This is a genomic window from Rossellomorea arthrocnemi, assembly GCF_904424705.1.
Taxonomy (GTDB): domain Bacteria; phylum Bacillota; class Bacilli; order Bacillales; family Bacillaceae_B; genus Rossellomorea; species Rossellomorea arthrocnemi.
Genome location: NZ_CAJGBF010000001.1, coordinates 253,161 through 273,286, shown reverse-complemented (window position 1 = coordinate 273,286; position 20,126 = coordinate 253,161). Strand labels below are relative to the sequence as shown.

The window sequence follows — 20,126 nt, the reverse complement described above, 5'->3', positions numbered from 1 at the left end:
GTGGGCTCTCATACAGCAAGGAGAGGCTGGGACAAAAGGATTTCAGATAAAGAAAAATCCGAACGAGTGATTTGATGAAAATCTAACTCGTTCGGATTTTAAATTTTTAGTACTAAAAATTAATCCATGTATTAAGCAGGTTCTAGCTGTTGATTGGAGTGCAAGACGAAGACTCCTGCGGGAAAAGCGGAATAGGCTCGCCTTCCGCCCGAGGAAAGCGAAGTTTTGAATGGAATCGGGCAGCGGTGTAACACGTGATCTTATTGTTCCTCTTTAGAATGTATAGATTTAGTTATGTCCCAGCCTCTTTGTTTGCTGAATTCCATTATTCATGGTTTAGGCTAGTCCAGTTACCGATATTCCTTATTACTTTGTACTCAGGCTCCCAAACCGCATCCACCACTGCTTTTTCTATATTCGTTATTTCAGTTCTGGCTACGCCTTCTTCGATTGCTGCCTTCGCTACCTCAACCGCTACCCCGATAGATACCGCATGTAATTTCTCAATGGATGGGAGCAGTGATGCCCCTGGTGTGCTGCTGTCACACATTTTGGCTACTGCATTAGCGGCAGCTGTGAACATCCCCTTGGAAATGATTTCAGCTTTTGTCACAATGGCGCCAAGTCCCAGTCCGGGGAATACAAATGCGTTATTGGACTGTCCGATTTCATACGAGATACCATTGTATTCTACATTGGCAAATGGGCTCCCCGTGGCAATTAACGCTTTACCGGCTGTCCATTTGATCAGGTTTTCAGGTACTGCTTCAGCCAAAGCTGTCGGGTTGGACATTGGCATGATGATGGGGCGCTCAACGTGCTTAGTCATTTCTTTCACTATATCCTCAGTGAAGGCGCCTGCCTGACCGGAAGTACCAATAAGGATGGTGGGCTTCACTTTCTCGATCACTTCTTTTAATGAAATGATTCCATCCTTGTTTCGATTCCAGCCTTTCACTTCTTCCGCCTTCCGTACATACGGCTTCTGGAATGTAAAGACATCCTGCGTTTCATCTGTCAGTAATCCACGGTAATCAATCGCCCAGAAACGCTCACATGCTTCTTCTCTTGTCAGCCCCTCAAGAACCATTGCATCTGCCATTTGGTCAGCATTGCCGATCCCGGCTGCTCCTGGTCCGAAGACTATAATCCGCTGGTCCTTCACAGAGGATCCCGTTACTTTCATCGCAGACATGACGGCAGCAAGGGTAACAGCTCCTGTTCCTTGGATGTCATCATTGAAGGTGAGAATTCTTTCTCCGTATTTCTCCATGATCATACGCGCATTCACATTGCCAAGGTCTTCCCAATGAAGAAGAACTTCCGGATAGAATTTACGTGCGGTATGAATGAATAAGTCGATAAATTCGTCATAACGATCACCGCGCACACGGCCGAATTTGTTTCCGATATAGATGGGATCTGCAACCAATTCCTGATTGTTCGTACCAACGTCCAGAACCACCGGCAGCACACGGCTTGGATCAATGCCGGCTGCCGCTGTGTAGACAGCAAGCTTTCCTATCGCAATATTAATTCCCCCCACTCCCTGGTCTCCGATACCCAGTATGCTTTCAGAATCGGTTACAACGATTAAATCAATGTCATTCTTAGCATGTCCGAGGTTATGAAAGGCTTTTTCAATGCCTTCGGGTTCTTCGATAGAAAGATATAAGCCACCAGGCCTGCGGTAGCTGTGAGAGTAGGATTTGATTGCTTCTCCAACGGTAGGTGTATAAATGATCGGGAGCATTTCAGCCAGGTGTTCCTTTAATAACCGGTAAAACAGAACCACATTCCGGTTATACAAATCATAAAGGAGACCGTTTTTAAATAAATTCGTGGTACGCATCGAATATTGCTCATAGACTCTCTTCACTTGTTCGTCAAGGGTGAGGACTTGAGAAGGAAGCAGTCCGTCGAGTCCAAGATCATCCCTTTCCTCTTTTGTAAAAGCTGTTCCTTTATTCAAAAAAGGATTGGAGAGAATCTCTTTTCCTTTCAATGTTGTAATGATGATATTCTCTGGTATGTTCATTCATCTGCCTTCTTTCTATTCATTAGCCTATCTAATCACTTTCTTCTTATGTATGAATGGTTTTAATGTCTACCTAATTCTTCTTGGTTATGTACTATATAAGTGAATTCCTTGTCCATGATATTCCTATCTAAACCGTTTTCATAGCTTTTGAAAGTTTTGTTAATCGTTTTGTAAATTAAAAAAGGGGAGGGGGACTACGATCGATGAGGAAAAAGAGAAGTTCTCCTTGGCTTGACGTACGAAGGGGCAGTCGGCAATGGTATTCGGGGAGTTCAGTGGGGAATCGTCCTGGAAGTAGGATCCAGTCAAATGGCTAAAATAAGTAAGGAAGGAGGACTGCGGTACTTTTTTTATAAAAATATAGAAGGCGGATGGTGGAAGAATCTTTCCACCACCCGCCTTCTGGGGACTAATCCTTATTTTGAGACAGAGGTTCATTCTCTGTAGAATACTAGCTTGGTATCGGATGCACAGAATAATCACTGACGACCGATTCAGAACGGATCAGTCTTTCTTGCAGAGCAGCTCTGTTTATTTCTGCACCTATCCCGTTTCCGGATGGTACCTGAATGTAGCCATCCTCCATGACGATATCTTCTGTAATGATGTCTTCTTTCCAGTAGTGGGAAGAAGGGGCGGTGTCACCGGGAATGGTAAAGTTAGAGAGTGTTGTCATGTGAAGGTTATGGGACCTCCCGATACCTGTTTCAAGCATGCCGCCGCACCATACGGGGATGTTGTGGTCTTTGCATAAGTCATGAATTCGAATGGATTCCTGTAGTCCACCTACGCGGCCCATTTTAATATTGATGATTTTACAACTGCCCAGTTCGATGGCCTTTCGGGCGTCTTCATAGCTGTGGATGCTTTCATCAAGGCAGATCGGGGTGGACATTTCTCCCTGTAGAACACTGTGATCAATGATGTCATCATGGGCGAGGGGCTGCTCGATCATGAGTAGATTATATTGATCTAGTTGCTTCAAGTGCTCTATGTTTTCAAGTGAATAAGCTGAATTGGCATCGGCCATTAAATGGATGTCGGGGAATGCTTCCCTGACTTTCCTGATATACTCTATGTCTGCACCGGGGGCGATTTTTATTTTGATCTTTTGAAAGCCTTCATGCACGTATTGAGAGACTTTAGAGACAAGTTCTTCAGGGGAATTCTGTATTCCAATGCTTTTTCCAACTGCCACCTTTTTCTGCAGTCCCCCGAGGACTTCACATAAGGGTTTATGGTTCTTCTTACTAAAGACGTCCCAAATGGCCGTTTCAATGGAAGCTTTAGCGATTTGATGCCTCCGTACGAATGAAAGCATGTGGTGGACTTCCTTGGGATGGCTGATCTCCTTCTTAATCAATTTTGGAATGAGGAAGTCCTTTAAAATGTATAACGCCGTTTGGGTCGTTTCTTCATTATAGTATGGCTCGTCACTTGTGACGGTTTCTCCCCAACCGGATAAACCACATTCATCAACTACCTCTACCAGACAAACCTCTTTTGTCTGCATGGTTCCGAAACTTGTGGTGAAGGGAGATTTCAGAGAAACGTTAATTCTGTGAAGAATGACTTCTTTAATGAAAACAGGCTTCATTTTTACCCATCCTTCCTGGAATGGAGTTTTACAATTTCAGTCAAAATCTCGATGCCATTAAACAAGGAATCTTTTTCAAATTCCATATCGGGATGGTGGAGTCCCGGTTGCAGATCACAGCCAAGCCCAACCATAGTGGCTTTAAGTTGAGGTTTTTTTATCGTGTAGAAATGGAAGTCATCGCCGCCTGGAGTCACGAGTGGCGGATCTACTTTCTCTTCTCCTAATACATTCACGATTGCCCTGTGTGCATATTCCTGTGCTTCTTCACTCACTTCTGCCGCAGCTATCCCGTAATCCTTGGTCACTTCAATAGGGACACTATATAATTCACTGGTAGTATGAAGGATTTCGATCACTCTCTCGTGCAATTCTTTCATGAGCTCATTGGTTTGGGAACGGAGGTCAAGTCCAATTGAGGCACTGCCTGGAATAATGTTAAGGTTCTTTCCTCCAGCTTGAAATTTAGTTACTTTGATGGAATGGGCGATGCTTGGATTTAAATGAATGGTATTTAAGGCATTAAGGATATGATTCCCAATTTCAATGGCATTGTGAGTCAGGTGAGGGCGGGCTCCATGAGCATCATCCCCTTTTATGTCAAATGCTAATGAGCCTGTCGCCCCGTGGAGGATCGAGGGTGAGGCGAAGCCGTTCGCCGTCTCCTGAATAGGGCGCAGATGAATCCCATATAAGTAATCGATTTCATCCGCCGCTCCTTTTTCGACCATCTTCAGGGCACCTGCCCCGACTTCCTCTGCTGGTTGAAAGATAAAGCGGATGCCAATGTTGTCTTTTAGATTTTCATCCTCACGAATTTTCCACAGAACCCCAAGGACCATGGTCATATGGGCATCATGACCGCAGGAGTGATTTGCTTGCAGCTCACCGTCGACTTTTTGCCATAGGGCATCGATATCTGCCCGTATTCCAATTACAGGAACATCTCCACTGAAGTTTCCATAATCTCCAATGACTCCTGTGCAATCTTCGAACGTTTGTACACGGCAGCCGGCTTTTTTTAGCCTGTCTTGGATATAGGTGGTGGTGTTCGTTTCTTCCCAGCTTATTTCAGGGTTGGCATGGAGGTACTCAAAGGTATCTTGGATCTTTTCTTTAAAGGGTGCGTTCATCATACGTTCTCCTCTCACTTTATATAATAGGTGTTGGCTGGATTGACAAAGTCCATTTTTCCCGTTTTCTGAGCGATGTGTAAAAGCAAAGCATTTAACACTGAAAACGTGATGGGGCCTTTTTCGAGTATTGATTTCTTTGCAGAATGAATGGTAAGAACGTAATCACCATATTCAGCAATGGGGGAAAGCTTGGAGTCTGTGATAATGACAATCGTGTTCCCGTTTTCTTTAGCCTCCTTTGCAAGTCGGATCCCTTCTAAGGCATATCGGTAATAGGAAAAGATGATGATCGTCTGATCTTTTCCTTTACCCGTAAACCCAATATCCGTTTCCGGTCGATAAAGGGAAGTATGATCAAGTAAATGATGCAGCAGGAAATAGAACCAGTGCGCATAGGAAAAGGAGTGGTAATACCCGACTATAGTGGTGGACTTGGATTGAACGAGGCAATCAACGATTTGTTTGGCCACTTGCCAATCAATGTTGAGGGATGCCTGATGGATGTTATCCTCATCGGATTGCATGATTCGTTCGAAAGAATTCACTTGTTCATGACCGTGTTCCCTTTTGGGAGGTTTTAAAGATAATAGGCTCTGTTGAACATCCTTTTGTAATTCCCCGTAGCCTGCATATCCGATTGCTTTGCAAAAGCGGATGACCATGGTCTCACTGACATCAATGATTTCTGCCGTTTTTTTCGCAGGATGGGTTGCAAAGAGAACCGGGTTTGTGCGTAAGGATTCCGCCACCTTTTTAAGCCCTTTTGTTAAGTGATGATAGTTTTTCTGAGTGTTTTCTAAATAGGCCATAATCAAATCTCCAGTGAAATAAAGTTTATAATTTATTGTTGTTAAATTAAATTGTATGATTTATTATGGTGTTAGTCAACAGAATATTCAGAAGATTAAGGATAGGAGGCGGAAATCGATGGAAGTTCAAACTGTCACGTCAAAAGAAAAGAAACGGAAGTGGGGGATCCCCGATGCTTATGTCATCTTGTTTGGGATACTCGTATTTATTGCAATCATGACTTATATCATCCCCGCCGGAGAGTTCTCCAGAGAAGAAGTGGACGGTATTACGATGGTGGTTCCGGATAGCTATCAACATGTAGAGTCATCTCCTGCCACCTTGATGGATGTATTCTTGGCCATACAAGAAGGCATGATTAGCTCTGCACCCCTGATTTTCTTAGTATTGATCATTGGAGGGGCATTCGCAGTCATTGAATCAACCGGAGCGATTGATGCACTCATCCTCAAAACGATTGAAAAGACAAGGAATAAAGAATTACTATTGATTGCGGGTGTCAGCATCCTGTTCTCTATTTTTGGAGCGCTGGGTATCATAGTGAATGCTGTCATTGCATTCATACCCATTGGAATCATCCTTGCCCGTTCCATGAAGCTTGATGCTATCGTCGGGGTTTCCATCATTTATTTAGGGGCTTATGCAGGCTTCAACACTGCCTTCCTTGATCCCCTGACTACAGGAACGGCTCAGCAAATCGCACAGCTTCCATTGTTTTCTGGAATCGGCTACCGAATTGTTATTTATCTCGCTATTTTAATTTCTACCGTTACGTATGTGGCCTGGTATGCTAAGAAAATTAAGCATGATCCTTCAAAAAGCGTGTTAGGGAAGACGCCATTTCCAAAGGTTGATCAAAAGGAAGAAGTCTCGGAGAAGCAGGAAGTAACGGGACTCCACAAGCTTGTTCTTGCCTGGTTGGTTGTTGGAATTGGTATTTATGTCTTCGGTGTGTTTCAGTATAAATGGTCATTGAATGAAATGGCCGCCATCTTCTTGATTATCGCTGCAGGTACAGCCATCATTGCCAAAATGAGTCCGAATAAACTTGTTTCCGAATTCTTCGAGGGTGCAAAAGGCTTAGTTTACGGAGCGTTGATTATCGGAATGGCCCGTTCCATCGTCGTGATCCTGGAAGATGGCAGGATTCTTGATACCGTCGTCGAAGGGATGGCCACCATGATGACTCCTTTCACCAGTGTGATCGGGGCATTGGTTATGTTCGTAGCCAATTTAATCTTCAATATCCTTGTTTCGTCGGGCAGTGGACAAGCTGTAATCGTCATGCCCATTATGACACCTCTTGCAGACTTAATGGAAATTCCCCGGCAAGTGGCGGTTCAAGCCTATAAAATGGGCGATGGGTTTACCAATACGATCACACCGACATCAGGAATACTCATGGCAAACCTGGCGATAGCAGGGATATCCTGGACGAAATGGATACGGTTTATGTTGCCTTTATTGTTCATATGGATTGTGTTGGGTTCTATCTTTTTAACGATTGGAGTCATGATGAATTGGGGACCGTTTTAAGACTATAGACAACAAAATGAATGAAGACGTAGGAATGCTTTTCCACAAATCATGGGGGAGAAGCATTCCTGCGTCTTTTTTGTTTAAATATTTTAAAAAATTCAAAAAACCTATTGTAAAACGCTTTCATTTTTCTTATAATTGAAAACAATTAATAACTAAACCGATTTAGTAAACCGTTTTACTCGCTTGAAGTCAATAAGTACGAAGGTATAGTCAAAAATTTTTCCTTTATTACTAAACCGATTTAGTAAAAAGGATTTGGAGTAGAGTGTATGAAAAAAATTACGATTTCAGATGTGGCCCAACAGGCAGAGGTCTCCAAAAGCACAGTCTCACAGTATTTGAATAAGCGCTATGATTATATGGCCCCGAAGACAAAGGAGCGGATCAAGGAGGCAATTGAAGAATTAGGCTATCACCCTAATATTGTTGCCAGAAGTTTAAAGCAGAAATCGACTTCTACCATTGGGGTGATCGTCGCCAATATTCTGCACACCTTTTCGACCCAAACGATTCGTGCTGTGGAAGACATCTGCAATGAACAAGGCTTCCACATCATTGTCTGTAATGCAGACGATAACCCTGAGAAGGAAAGAAAATACATCGAAATGCTGAGAGCCAAACAAGTGGACGGTCTGATCATATTCCCCACAGGCGGGAATGTTGATCTTTACAACAGAATGGTCAGTGAAAACTATCCCCTGGTGTTTGTCGATCGGATTGTGGAAAATCTGAAAACGTCATCCATCATGCTTGATAATGAAAGCGCTGTAAAAATCGCAGTTGATCATTTTGTAGAAAAAGGGTATGGACGAATCGGCATCATGACGACATCTTTACAAAGACATGTAACACCACGGGTGGAACGGATTAATGGCTTTAGGAAAACGTTAAAAGACAACGGGATTCCGGTCCGGGAAGAGCATATCAAATCGTTAGAACTTGAATGGATACAGGATGGTCTTCATGACATGCTTTCATCTGATGAACCGCCCGAGGCTTTAATTGCCGGGAATGACTTAACGTTAATCGAGATCTTAAGGTACATAAAGTCAAATGGTATAAACATGCCGACCGATTTAGCTCTGATCGGGATTGATGATGTATCATTTGCCAGCTTGTTCACACCGGAGTTGACAACGATCGCTCAGCCGACATACGAAATGGGAAAACAGGCTGCCGAATTATTACTGAATAAGATTAAAGACCCGGACTTTATCGAAGAGAAGCAAATTTATCGATTTCAGCCGGAACTAATGATTCGGCAATCATGCTGAAAACAATCACGAAAGAGGGGGTTGGCACTATGAAAGAGGTCATTACCATTGGTGACGCCATGATTACAATGAATCCGACATCAAAAGGACCGATGCGGTTTGTTCATTCATTTGAACGAAATGTAGGGGGAGCGGAATTGAACGTCGCCATCGGCTGTGCAAGGCTGGGGCTGGATACGGGGTGGATCAGCCGATTGGGGAACGATGAATTTGGCCGCTACATCCAGCACTTTGTAAGGGGAGAAGGGATCGATACTTCCCAGCTGAAGCTGGTGGAAGGATATCCGACCTCGGTCAATTTCAAAGAAGTACTGGAAGATGGAGCGGGCAGGACGTTCTACTACAGGCTGAATTCCCCTACGCTGACGCTGACGCCTGATAGTCTGGAAGAGTCCTATATTGCCCATTCGAAAGTGTTACATATAACAGGTGTTTTTCCAGCAATCGATGAAAAGAATGTTGACGTCATTAAGCATGCCATCACATTGGCGAAGCGGAATGGAGTCCTCGTCTCCTTCGATCCGAATATCCGTTTGAAATTGTGGAGCAAACAGAGGGCGAAAGAAGTTTTATCAGAATTCCTTCCTTTTGTAGATATTTTACTGACGGGCGTAGAGGAGGCTGAACTACTGTTTGATACTAGAGACGAGAAGGAAATCATTGAAAAGTCGAAGCTCTTCGGCATTTCCTACATTGCTTTGAAAAAAGGAGCTGAAGGTTCTGTTGGATACCACAAGGGTGAATTCATCCATTCAGATCCTGTCCCCCCCAGAAAAGTGGTGGACACTGTAGGAGCGGGTGACGGCTTCGATGCAGGCTTTCTATATGGTGTTCTGCAGGGATGGCCGTTGGAGAAGATCCTGAGGTTTGCCAATACAATCGGCTCTATGGTGGTCAGTGTTTCAGGGGATAATGAAGGTCTCCCTTATCTTGAGGATGTACGTATTCAACTTGGGGAGAAAGAGTTTATCGACCGCTGATGAAAGGGGAGCTTGATGGATGATGAAGAAGCTGATTGAAACGGTCCTTCATGAGAATTCACTCGTGCTGCATGCGATTGATATAGAAGAAACAGAGGATCTTGTGAAGAAGATCAACGGTGCAAGACGCATCTTTCTTTATGGAGAGGGACGTTCGGGGTTAATGGGGAAGGCATTTGCCATGAGACTCATGCACTGTGGATACAATGTGTACGTCATTGGTGAGACGGTTACACCGAGTATCGGGAAAGGTGACCTCCTGATCGGGATCAGTGCATCGGGTACGTCGACTTCCCTTGCCACTCATTTCACTAAGGCGAAAGAAACAGATGCTTATACCTTTTTAATGACCGCTTCTGCACAACATAGGTTATGGACGGATGGAACACTGGTGATACCGGCTGCTACGAAACACCGAAGAGAGGAAGAGCCTGCCACCATCCAACCCCTTGGAAGCCAATTCGACCAAAGCGCGCATCTGCTGATGGATGCCATCATCCTTGCCCTTTTAGAAGGGAAGAATCGTCATCATGATCTGTTAAAAAGGCATGCGAATATGGAATAGCAAGTGATATTTTATTCTACAAAATGGTGGTGAGGATAATGGGAGAAGTAAACGTATCACATGAGGAACTGAAGGAATTGGCAGGAGCTAAACTTGTTGGCGCCGGGCTTTCTTTACAACAGGCAGAAACAGTTGCCGATGTCCTGGTACATGCAGATCTCAGGGGCGTCCGTTCCCATGGTGTACTAAGGACGGAACACTATGTCAGAAGGCTGGATGAGGGTGGATTGAATAAGAAGCCTGCCTTCTCCTTTGAACAGACCGGCCCTTGTTCAGGTATCTATAACGGGGATGACGGTCTCGGTCATGTAGTAGCAAAGAACGCGATGGAAGAAGCTATTAAACTGGCAAAGCAGAACGGAATCGCCATGATCACGGTCACAAACAGCAGCCATTGTGGGGCACTATCCTATTTTGTCCAACAGGCAGCACAGCAAGGACTGATTGGCGTAGCCATGACGCATACAGATAAGATCGTGGTGCCCTTTGGCGGGGCAGAGCCCTTTCTGGGGACGAATCCCATCGCATATGGATTCCCTGCAAAACACCATAAACCGGTCATTTTAGATATGGCTACAAGTAACGTTGCTCTCGGGAAAATCCTTTATGCAAGGGAAGCGGGGACAGCCATCCCAGACGGATGGGGAGTCGATGAAGACGGAAGCTCTACCACAGACCCCCATAAAGTAAACGCTTTAACCCCTTTTGCAGGACCAAAAGGGTACGGATTAGGAATGGTGGTCGATATCTTCTCAGGATTATTAGCCGGAGCAGCCTTTGGACCACATATTTCGAAAATGTATGGTGATTACAACAAATATAGGAAACTGGGTCACTATGTTTGTGCCATCAATCCCTCCTTTTTTACGAATGAAGAAGATTTCCTGAATGGAATGGACGGGATGATTGAGGAAATTCACCAGGTCAAACCGGCAGAGGGATTCAAGCAGGTATTCGTGCCGGGAGAGCCTGAACAGTTAATGGAAGAAAAGTACCTGGAAGAAGGAGTTCCGATTCCGGACACCGTTTACCACTACTTACAGTCAGAACAATGAACCATATATTCTTGAAAGGAGTGATTTAAGAGAGGGGAATTTCCAGGGGAAGAAATAACTCTTTTACGTGTAAGTTTCACGGCGGAAATCAAATACAAGGGGGAAACGATAATGAAAAAACTTAAATGGATGGCCATGTTTACGGCAATCATTTTACTACTTTCAGCTTGCGGGTCTGAATCATCTTCAGGAAGCGGCGGAGAGAAGAAGATTAAATGGAAATTTGGACATTTGGCGGATGAAAATCATATTTGGCATAAAACAGCTTTGGAGTTTGCAGATTTAGTGAAAGAAAAGACTGACGGCCAGATTGAAATCACTGTTTATCCAAGTAATCAATTAGGCGGGGAAACAGATACGATCAATAGCATCAAGGCAGGAACGGCCGACTTGGTCATTTCAGGGGAAACGATGGCGAACTGGTCTCCGAAGGCTGCATTAATGGCGGTTCCATACGCATTCAGAGATGCGGATCACTTACAAAAAGTGGTGGAAGGGGACATCGGTAAGGAGATTGAAGAAGAGATCAAAGAAAAGGTAGGCTTAACGCCACTGTATTACCATACTCGTGCACCTCGGAACTTAACATCCAATAAACCGATCAGCACTCCTGAGGATCTTAAAGGATTCAGCATGCGTGTTCCGAATGTTCCGCTATTCCTGGATGCATGGAAAGCGGCGGGAGCCAAGCCACAAGTCATGGACTTTAATGAAGTATTTACAGGATTGCAGCAAAATGTAATCGACGGCCAGGAAAATCCCGTCGACCTTATTCACAGCGGTGGATTGTATGAAGTGCAAAAATATGTAAATGAAACCGAACATGTGTATTCGTGGATTTATATCCTGGTTGGAAACAAGCAATTCGAAGCTTTAAGTGATGAAAATAAAAAAGCTGTTAAAGAGGCTGCCAAGGAAGCGCAAGCATTCGGCGAAGATCTCTTTGACAAAGAAATCAAAGAGTATGAAAAGAAGCTGAAGGATGAAGGCATGAAATTCAACGAAGTCGATCAGGATGCCTTCCGAGAAGCGATGAAACCGGCCATCAAAGAGAGCTTAACGGACGAACAGTACAAATTATATGAAGAAATATTAGCAGTGGAATAAACCATGAGAGGCATATGTGAAACGTTCGATGTGAAGCATATGCCTTCTTTTAAGAAAGGAGTGGGGATGAGTGAAAGGGACAAATATCCTTACGAGGACGCTGGAAGCCGCCACGATCTTATCGTTTCTTGGTGTGATTGTCGTGGTGCTGATCCAAATCCTTTCCCGTTACTTGCCATACACAGCCGTTTGGACAGAAGAATTGACCAGGTTCCTGTTTATCTATTCGATTTCATTTGGGGCACCACTTGCCTTGAAAAATAAAGAATTCATCAGTGTCGATATCTTAACGGGGTTATTGCCTCAAAAGGTACAAGAATATTACGAAGCCTTCATTTACTTAGTCGTTGTCGTTCTTTCCTTCGTCATTGCCTATCACGGGTATACATTCATTGAAGTCGGGAAAGGACAGACATCCGCAACGATGGCAGTGGATATGTCGGTCATCCATGCAAGCATCGCGATTTCTTTCGTTTTTATCGCGATTTATGCACTCTTTCACGTTATCAACGTATTCATCAGTCCGAAGGAAAGGAGTGAAAGCTGATGTTAGCAGTCATTCTATTTATTTCATTTTTAATCTTAATTTTTATCAGTGTTCCCATCGCTTTCAGCTTGGGGATCTCCTCAATCATTTATCTGCTTATGGCTGACATTCCTCTTTCCATCGTCCCTCAGAAAATGTTTGCAGGTCTGAATTCTTTCGTATTGTTATGTATACCTGGATTTATCCTTGCAGGTAACTTAATGAATGCAGGGGGAATCACGGAGAGAATTATCGGCTTCACCAATAATTTCGTCGGTCATATCAGAGGAGGGCTTGGCTTAGCAAATGTAGGGTCTTCCATGGGATTTGCCGGCATTTCGGGTACAGCCCTGGCGGATACGGCAAGTATCGGGGCCGTGATGATTCCGGCGATGAAAAAAGAGGGCTATGATGCCGACTTCTCTGCAGCCGTCACATCGTCATCTTCTACAGTGGGACCAATTATCCCGCCATCTCTCCCTATGATCATTGTAGGGACACTTGCAAGCGTGTCAATCGGAGATCTCTTCTTGGCGGGTGCCGTTCCAGGGGTCCTTCTGGGGCTCAGTTTAATGGCGGTCACATATGTTATATCCGTGAAACGGAAATACCCTAAAGGAAAACGGCAGCCCATCCGTGTCATCGCTAAATCGTTCACGGGTGCTTTCTGGGCCTTGCTCATGACACTGGTCATTTTATTCGGAATCCTTGGCGGATACTTCACCCCGACAGAAGCATCGATTGTAGCCGTTGTGTATGCATTGGTAGTCGGAATGTTCGTCTATAAAGAGCTCAAGTTGAAAGATCTCCCTAAAATTCTGCTCGATTCCATGGTCAGCACGGCGTCCATTATGTTTCTCGTCGGATTTGCCAATCTGTTCGGCTGGATCCTTGTAAGTGAGCAGATTCCGATTCTAGTAGCGGATGGAATTCTCGGAGTTTCAGAGAATCCAATTGTCGTCATTCTATTAATTAACTTACTGCTGCTTTTTGTCGGAACGTTCATGGAAACGATCGCAGCGCTAGTCATTTTATTCCCTGTATTATTACCGGTCGCTTCGAGTGTTGGAATGGACCCGGTTCATTTCGGGGTTATGATGGTGCTGAATCTGGTCATCGGACTATCAACGCCGCCCGTTGGTGTGTGCCTATTCGTTGCCTCCAGTATCGGAAAAGTATCTATCGGGAAAACGTCCAAGGCACTTCTGCCATTCTTAGGGGCAAGTCTCGTCGTACTGTTGCTGGTCGCCTTCGTTCCTCAAATCACTCTGTTCTTACCAAGTTTATTTAAGTAGAGGAATCAGTCTTTACATGAAAGGGAGTTGCTAATCGATGAAAGCTGTTCAAGTCACCGGACCACATCAGCTGAACATTGTGGAAAGAGATAAGCCGGTCATCACAGGGAAAGAGGATGTACTGATCAAAGTGAAAATGGTCGGAATATGCGGATCGGATATTCACATTTATCACGGAACCAATCCCCTTGCCACGCTGCCGAGAGTCATCGGTCATGAAGTCACAGGAGAAGTGGACGCTGTCGGGGAAGGCGTAGTTGGGATTTCGGTAGGAGATAAAGTCGTCATAGAGCCTATTCAACCATGTGGACATTGCTATGCGTGCCGGTCAGGAAGAGGCAATGTATGCAGCAATTTGGAAGTGTACGGTGTCCACCGCGACGGGGGTATGCAGGAATATATGGTGATGCCGCAAAAGCTGGTCCACAAAGTGAACGATGAGCTGGACTGGAAAGAGTCCGTCCTGGTCGAACCGTTCACGATCGGAGCACAGGCCAACTGGCGGGGGGATGTCCGCTCAGGTGATACTGTCTTTATTATGGGGGCAGGACCAATCGGACTTTGTTGCCTGAAAGTCGCTAAAACGAAAGGTGCCACTGTGATCATCAGTGATTTAAATGAGAACCGGCTTGGATTTGCAAAGGAATGGGGGGCGGATTATACGATTGACGCCTCCCGGACGAATGTATTAGAAGAAGTCATGGAGATCACAAAGCAGGAAGGTGCAAATGTCGTTATCGATGCGGTATGCCTGCCACAAACGTTTGAACAGTCAATTGAAGTGGCATCAGCAGCGGGCCGGGTGGTTGTCCTCGGGTTTGATGAAAGACCGTCACAAATCACCCAGCTCCCCATTACTAAAAAGGAAGTCACGATCACAGGCTCCAGACTGCAAACGAATCAATTTCCGGGGGTCATTGAAATGTTTAATGACAAGACACTGGACACCGACGGAATGGTCACTCATGTATTTCCACTGGAACAGATCCATGAAGCGATTCAGTTAATAGAGACTTCTCCCCAGGAAGTCAGGAAAGTGGTCATTTCATTCGAATAATCGTAAAAAAAGACTTCAAATGAAGGAGGGGAAGTTACGTTATCTTACGTAACAAACGATGATTAAAAAAATCGATATATTAAACCGAATGCTAGAGTCTGGAGTAGTAGCCGTTGTACGTGCAGAAAATAAAAGCGATGCAGAAAGAATATCGAGTGCTTGTATACAAGGGGGAATCAGTGCCATTGAAGTAACCTTTACAGTCCCCGGGGCGGAAGAGGTTATTCGTTCTCTGAAAGGTACGTTTAGACCGGAAGAGCTTATCCTTGGAGCAGGAAGTGTCCTTGATAGTGAAACGGCAAGAATCGCCATATTGGCTGGAGCTGAATATATTGTCAGTCCTTGCTTTGACACTGAAACGGCGAAACTTTGTAATCGATATGGAATTCCATATATGCCGGGATGTATGACCATTACCGAGATGAAAACGGCGATGGAATGTGGTGTGGATGTTGTCAAGTTGTTTCCAGGGAATACGTACGCACCTTCCATCATCAAATCGATTAAAGGACCGCTTCCGCAAGTCTCTGTAATGCCTACGGGCGGGGTGAACCTGCAAAATGCAGCGGAGTGGATCCATAGTGGGGCAGTCGCCATCGGAATCGGAAGTGACCTCACAAAGCCTGCGTCTCTTGGAAACTATGATGAGGTGACAAAGCTTTCAAAACAATATTGTGAGATTGTGAGAGAAGCAAGAGGGACGAAACTTTATACATAGGAAAAGGGGGTTCAATCCATGAAAATGACATTCAGATGGTATGGAGAAGGAAATGACAGCATTTCTCTTGAGCACATCAAGCAAATACCCGGAGTTGAAGGAATCGTCTGGGCACTGCATGATGTTCCCGCAGGAGAGGAATGGCCTGAGGAAAAAATTGAAGAAGTAAAAAACGGCGCTGAACGAAATGGACTGAATATCGATGTGGTAGAAAGTGTGAACGTCCATGAAGATATTAAACTCGGGTTGCCTTCACGTGACACATACATTGAAAACTATAAAAGAACGATCATAAAACTGGCTGCTGCCGGTGTTAAAGTGATCTGCTATAATTTCATGCCCGTCTTTGACTGGACAAGAACCGAATTATTCAAGGAAATGGAAGACGGGTCGACTGCTTTATTTTTCGAAAAAGCCAAAGTGGAGGATATGGATCCATTCGAATTGGCAGATAAGATTTCAACGAATTCTTCCTTCACCATGCCCGGGTGGGAACCCGAAAGGCTGTCGAAGCTGAAGGAATTGTTTGAAGCGTATCAAAACGTAACGGAAGAAGATCTCTTCGGCAACCTAGAATACTTCTTGAAAGAGATCATCCCGGTTGCTGAAGAGAATGACATTAAAATGGGCATCCATCCTGACGATCCCCCTTTCTCCATATTTGGATTGCCAAGGATCATCACCAATAGGGAAAACATTAGACGAGTCCTTTCACTTGTCGATAGCCCTTCCAATGGAGTGACACTGTGCAGTGGATCCCTTGGGGCCAATCCGGATAATCGGGTGGCAGAAATGGTCAGGGAGTTCTCCGATCGAATCCCCTTTGCCCATATCCGAAACGTAAAGGTATACGAGAATGGTGATTTCATTGAGACCTCCCACCGATCAAATGATGGCTCTGTCGATATTCTGGAAATCATGAAAGCCTACCATGAAAAAGGATTTACCGGCTATGCAAGACCTGATCATGGAAGACATATCTGGGGAGAAGAATGCAGACCGGGCTATGGACTTTATGACCGGGGAATGGGAATTATGTACCTATGGGGAATATGGGATACATTAGAACGTGCCGGGAGGGATGCCTAATGCTTCCACTGCATGATAACCTGAAGGGGAAAGTGGCTGTCGTAACTGGAGGAAGCGGGGTTCTTTGCAGCTCGATGGCGAAGGAACTGGCGAGACAAGGTGTGAAGGTGGCCATCCTGAACCGAACGGCGGAAAAAGGAGAAGAGGTTGCCAAGGAAATCAGAGAGACAGGCGGCGAAGCGATCTCGGTCGCCTGTGATGTCCTTAATGTGGAAAATGTAAAGCAAGCAGAAAAAGAGATCAGGGAACAATTGGGGATTTGTGACATCCTTATCAATGGTGCAGGGGGAAATCATCCCCGAGGCACTACGTCTACCGAAACATTAAACATTGAAGATCTGGAAAAAGAGGATGTGACGTCCTTCTTTGACTTATCTCAAGAAGGATTCGGATTTGTCTTTGATTTAAATATTCTTGGTACACTCATCCCCACTCAGGTATTTGCCAAGAACATGATGAATCGTAAAGGTGCAGTCGTCATTAATATGTCATCCATGAGTTCACCTTCCCCGATGACGAAGGTGCCTGCCTATAGTGCAGCGAAAGCAGCAATCGACAACTTTACCAAATGGCTTGCTGTTCACATGGCCGACTCAGGTATAAGAATCAACGCCATTGCTCCAGGATTCTTTCTGACGGAGCAAAATAAGGCGTTATTAACACATAAAGATGGCAGCTTGACAGAGAGATCAAACAAAATCATTACCCACACCCCTATGCGCAGATTCGGTAAACCAGAAGACCTATTGGGTACACTGCTATGGCTCGTGGATGAGGAAACAGCCGGATTTGTAACGGGTATTACCGTTCCTGTGGATGGCGGGTTTATGTCTTATTCCGGGGTTTAATGAATGGGTAAATTGATATGATTTTCAATATGGTGAAACGAGGGTGTCCGGGTATTCCGGCACTCTTTTTTAGTTGGGCCATTCTCCCGATTCCAAAATGCTCAAATAGGAAGCAGCAGAACCGTCCCCGTGCTTCCCTTGCATCCATGTAGTACTATCACCTCTCTGATTTGAATTAGTATAAGAATAAAGCATGCGATTTATGCGAAGTATACCTTTAGAAGAAAAGGTTTGATCCGCATTTCCTTATATTGGTTTTTATTCAAAAATTTATTTGGATGCTCTCCTTGGAAAATCCGCATACTTAGTTATTAGTAAAGTGAAATTAGAAGGGTGATTGGGTTGAAGGAACAATGTGAGAAGGTAAGTAATTGGTGCGTGGTCAGTATGGCGTCCATCCCATTGGTAATGACGTTGGGGAACTCCATGCTGATTCCTGTACTGCCGATTTTTGAAAAAGAGGTGGGGATCACTTCTTTCCAGACCAGCATGATTATTACAAGTTATTCGATTGCGTCGATCTTTCTGATTCCGGTGGCTGGTTATTTGTCGGATCGCTTCGGTAGGAAGGTGGTCATCCTCCCAAGCTTACTCATTGCGTTAATCGGCGGTCTTGTCGCAGGCTATGCTTCATGGAAGATGGAGGATCCTTTTACTTGGATCATTATAGGGCGTGTCCTTCAGGGGATTGGTGCTGCAGGTGCGGCTCCGATCATTTTACCATTGGTGGGTGATTTGTATAAAGATGATGATGAAAAGACGAGTACCTGTCTTGGATTGATTGAAACGTCCAACACATTTGGTAAGGTGTTAAGTCCCATATTAGGAGCACTGTTTGCTGCTTATTTATGGTATCTTCCGTTTTTCTCTATATCTGTATTTAGTTTAATTTCCATTGTCCTGGTCCTCTTTTTCATTAAAGTTCCGAAGAAGAAGGAAGATCCGGTTGCACTCTCAGAATTTATCAAGAGTACGAAGAAGATCTTTAAGCAGGAGGGGAAATGGATTTTTACTGTATTTCTTGTGGGGATCTACATTATGCTCGTTTTGTTTGCGGTCTTGTTTTTCTTATCTGATTCATTGGAGAAAACGCATGGTCTGTATGGAGTGAAAAAAGGATTTGTTCTCGCTATTCCGTTATTGGCTCTGTGCATCGCTTCTTTTATTACCGGCAGGAAGATAAAAGGGGAGTTAAAAGTCATGAAGGTGATCATGACAGTCAGTTTGATCCTGATGAGCGTCAGTGTCTCTTTGATAGGATTTGTTGATCAGCGATTGGTTCTTCTCTTGACTGTTACCAGTTTCCTTGGTCTTTCCATCGGTGCCCTGCTCCCTACAATGGATGCATTGATAACCGAAAACATTGAAAAAGAGGAGAGGGGAACGATCTCTTCCTTCTACAGTTCGTCCCGTTTTATCGGAGTCGCTGCCGGCCCGCCGTTGATGGCCGTAGTGATGAAGTCGCTGTTGAATGCAAGTCTCATCGGAGCGGGAATCCTTGGTATATTGATGTTTTTGCTCGTCCTGTTTTTTATCCAATCTGAAAAATCATCCACTTCTACGACAGATGGAGGAATAAAATGATGAAACATTTGGACAGCGATTTCTCTGATACACATCTCCCTTTCTATAGCGTCAACAGTGGGACAGGGGTGGAAGTAAGTGAAGATCTGTACTATTGGACCAATCAAATCGTAAACGTCTGCTTCTACGGGATCCCTGGAAGCAAGGAATGGGTCTTGATTGATTGTGGGATGCCCCACTCCAAGAATAAGATAATGGAAGCAGCTGAAGAACGGTTCGGTCATTCGGGTAAACCCCGGGCGATTGTGTTGACCCATGGCCATTTTGACCATGTCGGTTCCCTGGAGCCGCTAATAGAGGAATGGGACGTTCCCGTTTATGCCCATGAATTGGAAATTCCTTATCTGAATGGTGAGCGGGATTATCCGAAGGGGGATCCAACGGTGGATGGTGGATTGGTGAGCGAGTTGTCCCCAATCTATCCACATCACGGAATTGATGTCTCTGAAAGGCTTGAACCACTTCCGGCAAATGAGGAAGTGCCGTTTATGACTGGGTGGAAATGGGTCCATACACCTGGCCATACAACAGGGCATATATCCCTTTATCGGAAGTCGGATGGTGCGTTGATCGCAGGGGACGCCTTTGTCACAGTGAAGCAGGAATCACTATACAGAGTTGTACTTCAAAAGAAAGAAATCAGCGGACCTCCGAAGTATTTTACGATGGATTGGAAAGCGGCTAAACATTCAGTCGCCACTTTGATTCAGCTCAATCCCCAGGTAGCTGTTACCGGGCATGGAGAGGCGATGGCTGGAAAAGAGCTCCAAGAAGCGTTAAGCCAACTGCTTGAACGTTTTGAAGAGATTGCTTTACCGGCTAACAGAAACCAGCAATAACGGTATTAGTTGAATAATATGATTTCGACAGGGGAACTTAAACATATATAAACCTTTTTCCCT

At 44.7% G+C, this 20,126-nt stretch carries 19 protein-coding genes; 15 read left to right on the top strand and 4 right to left on the bottom strand.

All coding sequences use genetic code 11. The features are described 5' to 3' along the window. Nucleotides 1-325 precede the first annotated feature (325 nt). A complete protein-coding gene (locus BAA9072_RS01440; RefSeq protein WP_201712903.1) occupies nt 326-2,038 on the bottom strand; it encodes an NAD-dependent malic enzyme in 1,713 nt (570 codons plus the stop codon). A gap of 234 nt (nt 2,039-2,272) precedes the next feature. On the opposite strand from BAA9072_RS01440, the gene BAA9072_RS01435 reads away from it, so the two are divergent. After that, entirely contained in the window at nt 2,273-2,488 is a 216-nt protein-coding gene (locus BAA9072_RS01435) for a hypothetical protein (RefSeq protein ID WP_201712902.1), read from the top strand. A 4-nt stretch (nt 2,489-2,492) separates the two neighbouring features. Here the strand turns inward: BAA9072_RS01435 and menC are convergent, their stop codons facing one another. From menC to BAA9072_RS01420, 3 genes are read right to left on the bottom strand one after another with little or no spacing between them, the layout of a single operon-like run. Further along, on the bottom strand, nt 2,493-3,638 hold the full coding sequence (gene menC, locus BAA9072_RS01430) for an o-succinylbenzoate synthase (RefSeq protein WP_201712901.1): 1,146 nt from the start codon (nt 3,636-3,638) through the stop codon (nt 2,493-2,495). Nucleotides 3,639-3,640: 2 nt separating this feature from the next. Further along, on the bottom strand, nt 3,641-4,771 hold the full coding sequence (locus BAA9072_RS01425; protein ID WP_408015197.1) for a M20 peptidase aminoacylase family protein: 1,131 nt from the start codon (nt 4,769-4,771) through the stop codon (nt 3,641-3,643). A gap of 14 nt (nt 4,772-4,785) precedes the next feature. Next, entirely contained in the window at nt 4,786-5,583 is a 798-nt protein-coding gene (locus BAA9072_RS01420; RefSeq protein WP_201712899.1) for a MurR/RpiR family transcriptional regulator, read from the bottom strand. A 118-nt stretch (nt 5,584-5,701) separates the two neighbouring features. Here BAA9072_RS01420 and BAA9072_RS01415 point away from each other — a divergent pair, with 118 nt between their 5' ends. The 14 genes from BAA9072_RS01415 to BAA9072_RS01350 all read left to right on the top strand — a co-directional run bounded on the left by BAA9072_RS01415 (nt 5,702) and on the right by BAA9072_RS01350 (nt 20,063). Further along, nucleotides 5,702-7,120, top strand: a complete 1,419-nt coding sequence (locus tag BAA9072_RS01415) for a YfcC family protein (protein ID WP_201712898.1) — start codon at nt 5,702-5,704, stop codon at nt 7,118-7,120. Between the two features lie 275 nt (nt 7,121-7,395). Beyond that, complete coding sequence (locus BAA9072_RS01410; protein WP_201712897.1) at nt 7,396-8,400, top strand: LacI family DNA-binding transcriptional regulator; 1,005 nt, start codon at nt 7,396-7,398, stop codon at nt 8,398-8,400. Between the two features lie 29 nt (nt 8,401-8,429). Beyond that, complete coding sequence (locus BAA9072_RS01405) at nt 8,430-9,380, top strand: sugar kinase (RefSeq protein ID WP_060673705.1); 951 nt, start codon at nt 8,430-8,432, stop codon at nt 9,378-9,380. Between the two features lie 19 nt (nt 9,381-9,399). Beyond that, nucleotides 9,400-9,945, top strand: coding sequence for a 6-phospho-3-hexuloisomerase (hxlB, locus tag BAA9072_RS01400; RefSeq protein ID WP_230980715.1), 546 nt, complete (start codon nt 9,400-9,402; stop codon nt 9,943-9,945). 38 nt (nt 9,946-9,983) lie between these two features. After that, complete coding sequence (gene allD, locus BAA9072_RS01395) at nt 9,984-11,000, top strand: ureidoglycolate dehydrogenase (protein WP_201712896.1); 1,017 nt, start codon at nt 9,984-9,986, stop codon at nt 10,998-11,000. A gap of 111 nt (nt 11,001-11,111) precedes the next feature. Next, nucleotides 11,112-12,107: a TRAP transporter substrate-binding protein gene (locus BAA9072_RS01390; RefSeq protein ID WP_201712895.1), complete on the top strand. Its 996-nt coding sequence runs from the start codon at nt 11,112-11,114 to the stop codon at nt 12,105-12,107. A 70-nt stretch (nt 12,108-12,177) separates the two neighbouring features. Beyond that, nucleotides 12,178-12,654 (top strand): TRAP transporter small permease, encoded by a 477-nt coding sequence (locus tag BAA9072_RS01385; protein ID WP_201712894.1) that lies wholly within the window; start codon nt 12,178-12,180, stop codon nt 12,652-12,654. After that, nucleotides 12,654-13,928, top strand: a complete 1,275-nt coding sequence (locus BAA9072_RS01380; RefSeq protein WP_201712893.1) for a TRAP transporter large permease — start codon at nt 12,654-12,656, stop codon at nt 13,926-13,928. Before BAA9072_RS01385 ends, BAA9072_RS01380 begins: the two co-directional genes overlap by 1 nt. Nucleotides 13,929-13,965: 37 nt before the next feature. Continuing rightward, nucleotides 13,966-14,985 (top strand): zinc-binding alcohol dehydrogenase family protein, encoded by a 1,020-nt coding sequence (locus BAA9072_RS01375; RefSeq protein ID WP_201712892.1) that lies wholly within the window; start codon nt 13,966-13,968, stop codon nt 14,983-14,985. 58 nt (nt 14,986-15,043) lie between these two features. Then, nucleotides 15,044-15,703, top strand: coding sequence for a bifunctional 4-hydroxy-2-oxoglutarate aldolase/2-dehydro-3-deoxy-phosphogluconate aldolase (locus BAA9072_RS01370; protein WP_330999253.1), 660 nt, complete (start codon nt 15,044-15,046; stop codon nt 15,701-15,703). Between the two features lie 18 nt (nt 15,704-15,721). Further along, entirely contained in the window at nt 15,722-16,792 is a 1,071-nt protein-coding gene (uxuA, locus tag BAA9072_RS01365; RefSeq protein ID WP_201712891.1) for a mannonate dehydratase, read from the top strand. After that, the gene (locus BAA9072_RS01360) at nt 16,792-17,640 is read left to right on the top strand and encodes an SDR family oxidoreductase (RefSeq protein WP_201712890.1); all 849 of its coding nucleotides are present in this window, start codon (nt 16,792-16,794) and stop codon (nt 17,638-17,640) included. Before uxuA ends, BAA9072_RS01360 begins: the two co-directional genes overlap by 1 nt. Before the next feature lie 387 nt (nt 17,641-18,027). After that, the gene (locus BAA9072_RS01355; protein ID WP_201713181.1) at nt 18,028-19,224 is read left to right on the top strand and encodes an MFS transporter; all 1,197 of its coding nucleotides are present in this window, start codon (nt 18,028-18,030) and stop codon (nt 19,222-19,224) included. Beyond that, complete coding sequence (locus tag BAA9072_RS01350; protein ID WP_230980714.1) at nt 19,221-20,063, top strand: MBL fold metallo-hydrolase; 843 nt, start codon at nt 19,221-19,223, stop codon at nt 20,061-20,063. The genes BAA9072_RS01355 and BAA9072_RS01350 overlap by 4 nt, the downstream gene beginning before the upstream one ends. The last annotated feature ends 63 nt before the right edge of the window (nt 20,064-20,126 follow it).

What these genes read in the sequence shown, in the direction of transcription:
- BAA9072_RS01440 (WP_201712903.1), bottom strand. Translation starts at nt 2,038, where the DNA reads ATGAACATACCAGAGAATATCATCATTACAACATTGAAAGGAAAAGAG.
- BAA9072_RS01380 (WP_201712893.1), top strand. Translation starts at nt 12,654, where the DNA reads ATGTTAGCAGTCATTCTATTTATTTCATTTTTAATCTTAATTTTTATC.
- uxuA (WP_201712891.1), top strand. Translation starts at nt 15,722, where the DNA reads ATGAAAATGACATTCAGATGGTATGGAGAAGGAAATGACAGCATTTCT.
- BAA9072_RS01420 (WP_201712899.1), bottom strand. Translation starts at nt 5,583, where the DNA reads ATGGCCTATTTAGAAAACACTCAGAAAAACTATCATCACTTAACAAAA.
- BAA9072_RS01370 (WP_330999253.1), top strand. Translation starts at nt 15,044, where the DNA reads ATGATTAAAAAAATCGATATATTAAACCGAATGCTAGAGTCTGGAGTA.
- BAA9072_RS01415 (WP_201712898.1), top strand. Translation starts at nt 5,702, where the DNA reads ATGGAAGTTCAAACTGTCACGTCAAAAGAAAAGAAACGGAAGTGGGGG.
- BAA9072_RS01425 (WP_408015197.1), bottom strand. Translation starts at nt 4,771, where the DNA reads ATGAACGCACCCTTTAAAGAAAAGATCCAAGATACCTTTGAGTACCTC.
- BAA9072_RS01410 (WP_201712897.1), top strand. Translation starts at nt 7,396, where the DNA reads ATGAAAAAAATTACGATTTCAGATGTGGCCCAACAGGCAGAGGTCTCC.
- hxlB (WP_230980715.1), top strand. Translation starts at nt 9,400, where the DNA reads ATGATGAAGAAGCTGATTGAAACGGTCCTTCATGAGAATTCACTCGTG.
- BAA9072_RS01355 (WP_201713181.1), top strand. Translation starts at nt 18,028, where the DNA reads ATGGCGTCCATCCCATTGGTAATGACGTTGGGGAACTCCATGCTGATT.
- BAA9072_RS01405 (WP_060673705.1), top strand. Translation starts at nt 8,430, where the DNA reads ATGAAAGAGGTCATTACCATTGGTGACGCCATGATTACAATGAATCCG.
- allD (WP_201712896.1), top strand. Translation starts at nt 9,984, where the DNA reads ATGGGAGAAGTAAACGTATCACATGAGGAACTGAAGGAATTGGCAGGA.
- BAA9072_RS01360 (WP_201712890.1), top strand. Translation starts at nt 16,792, where the DNA reads ATGCTTCCACTGCATGATAACCTGAAGGGGAAAGTGGCTGTCGTAACT.
- BAA9072_RS01375 (WP_201712892.1), top strand. Translation starts at nt 13,966, where the DNA reads ATGAAAGCTGTTCAAGTCACCGGACCACATCAGCTGAACATTGTGGAA.
- BAA9072_RS01350 (WP_230980714.1), top strand. Translation starts at nt 19,221, where the DNA reads ATGATGAAACATTTGGACAGCGATTTCTCTGATACACATCTCCCTTTC.
- BAA9072_RS01390 (WP_201712895.1), top strand. Translation starts at nt 11,112, where the DNA reads ATGAAAAAACTTAAATGGATGGCCATGTTTACGGCAATCATTTTACTA.
- menC (WP_201712901.1), bottom strand. Translation starts at nt 3,638, where the DNA reads ATGAAGCCTGTTTTCATTAAAGAAGTCATTCTTCACAGAATTAACGTT.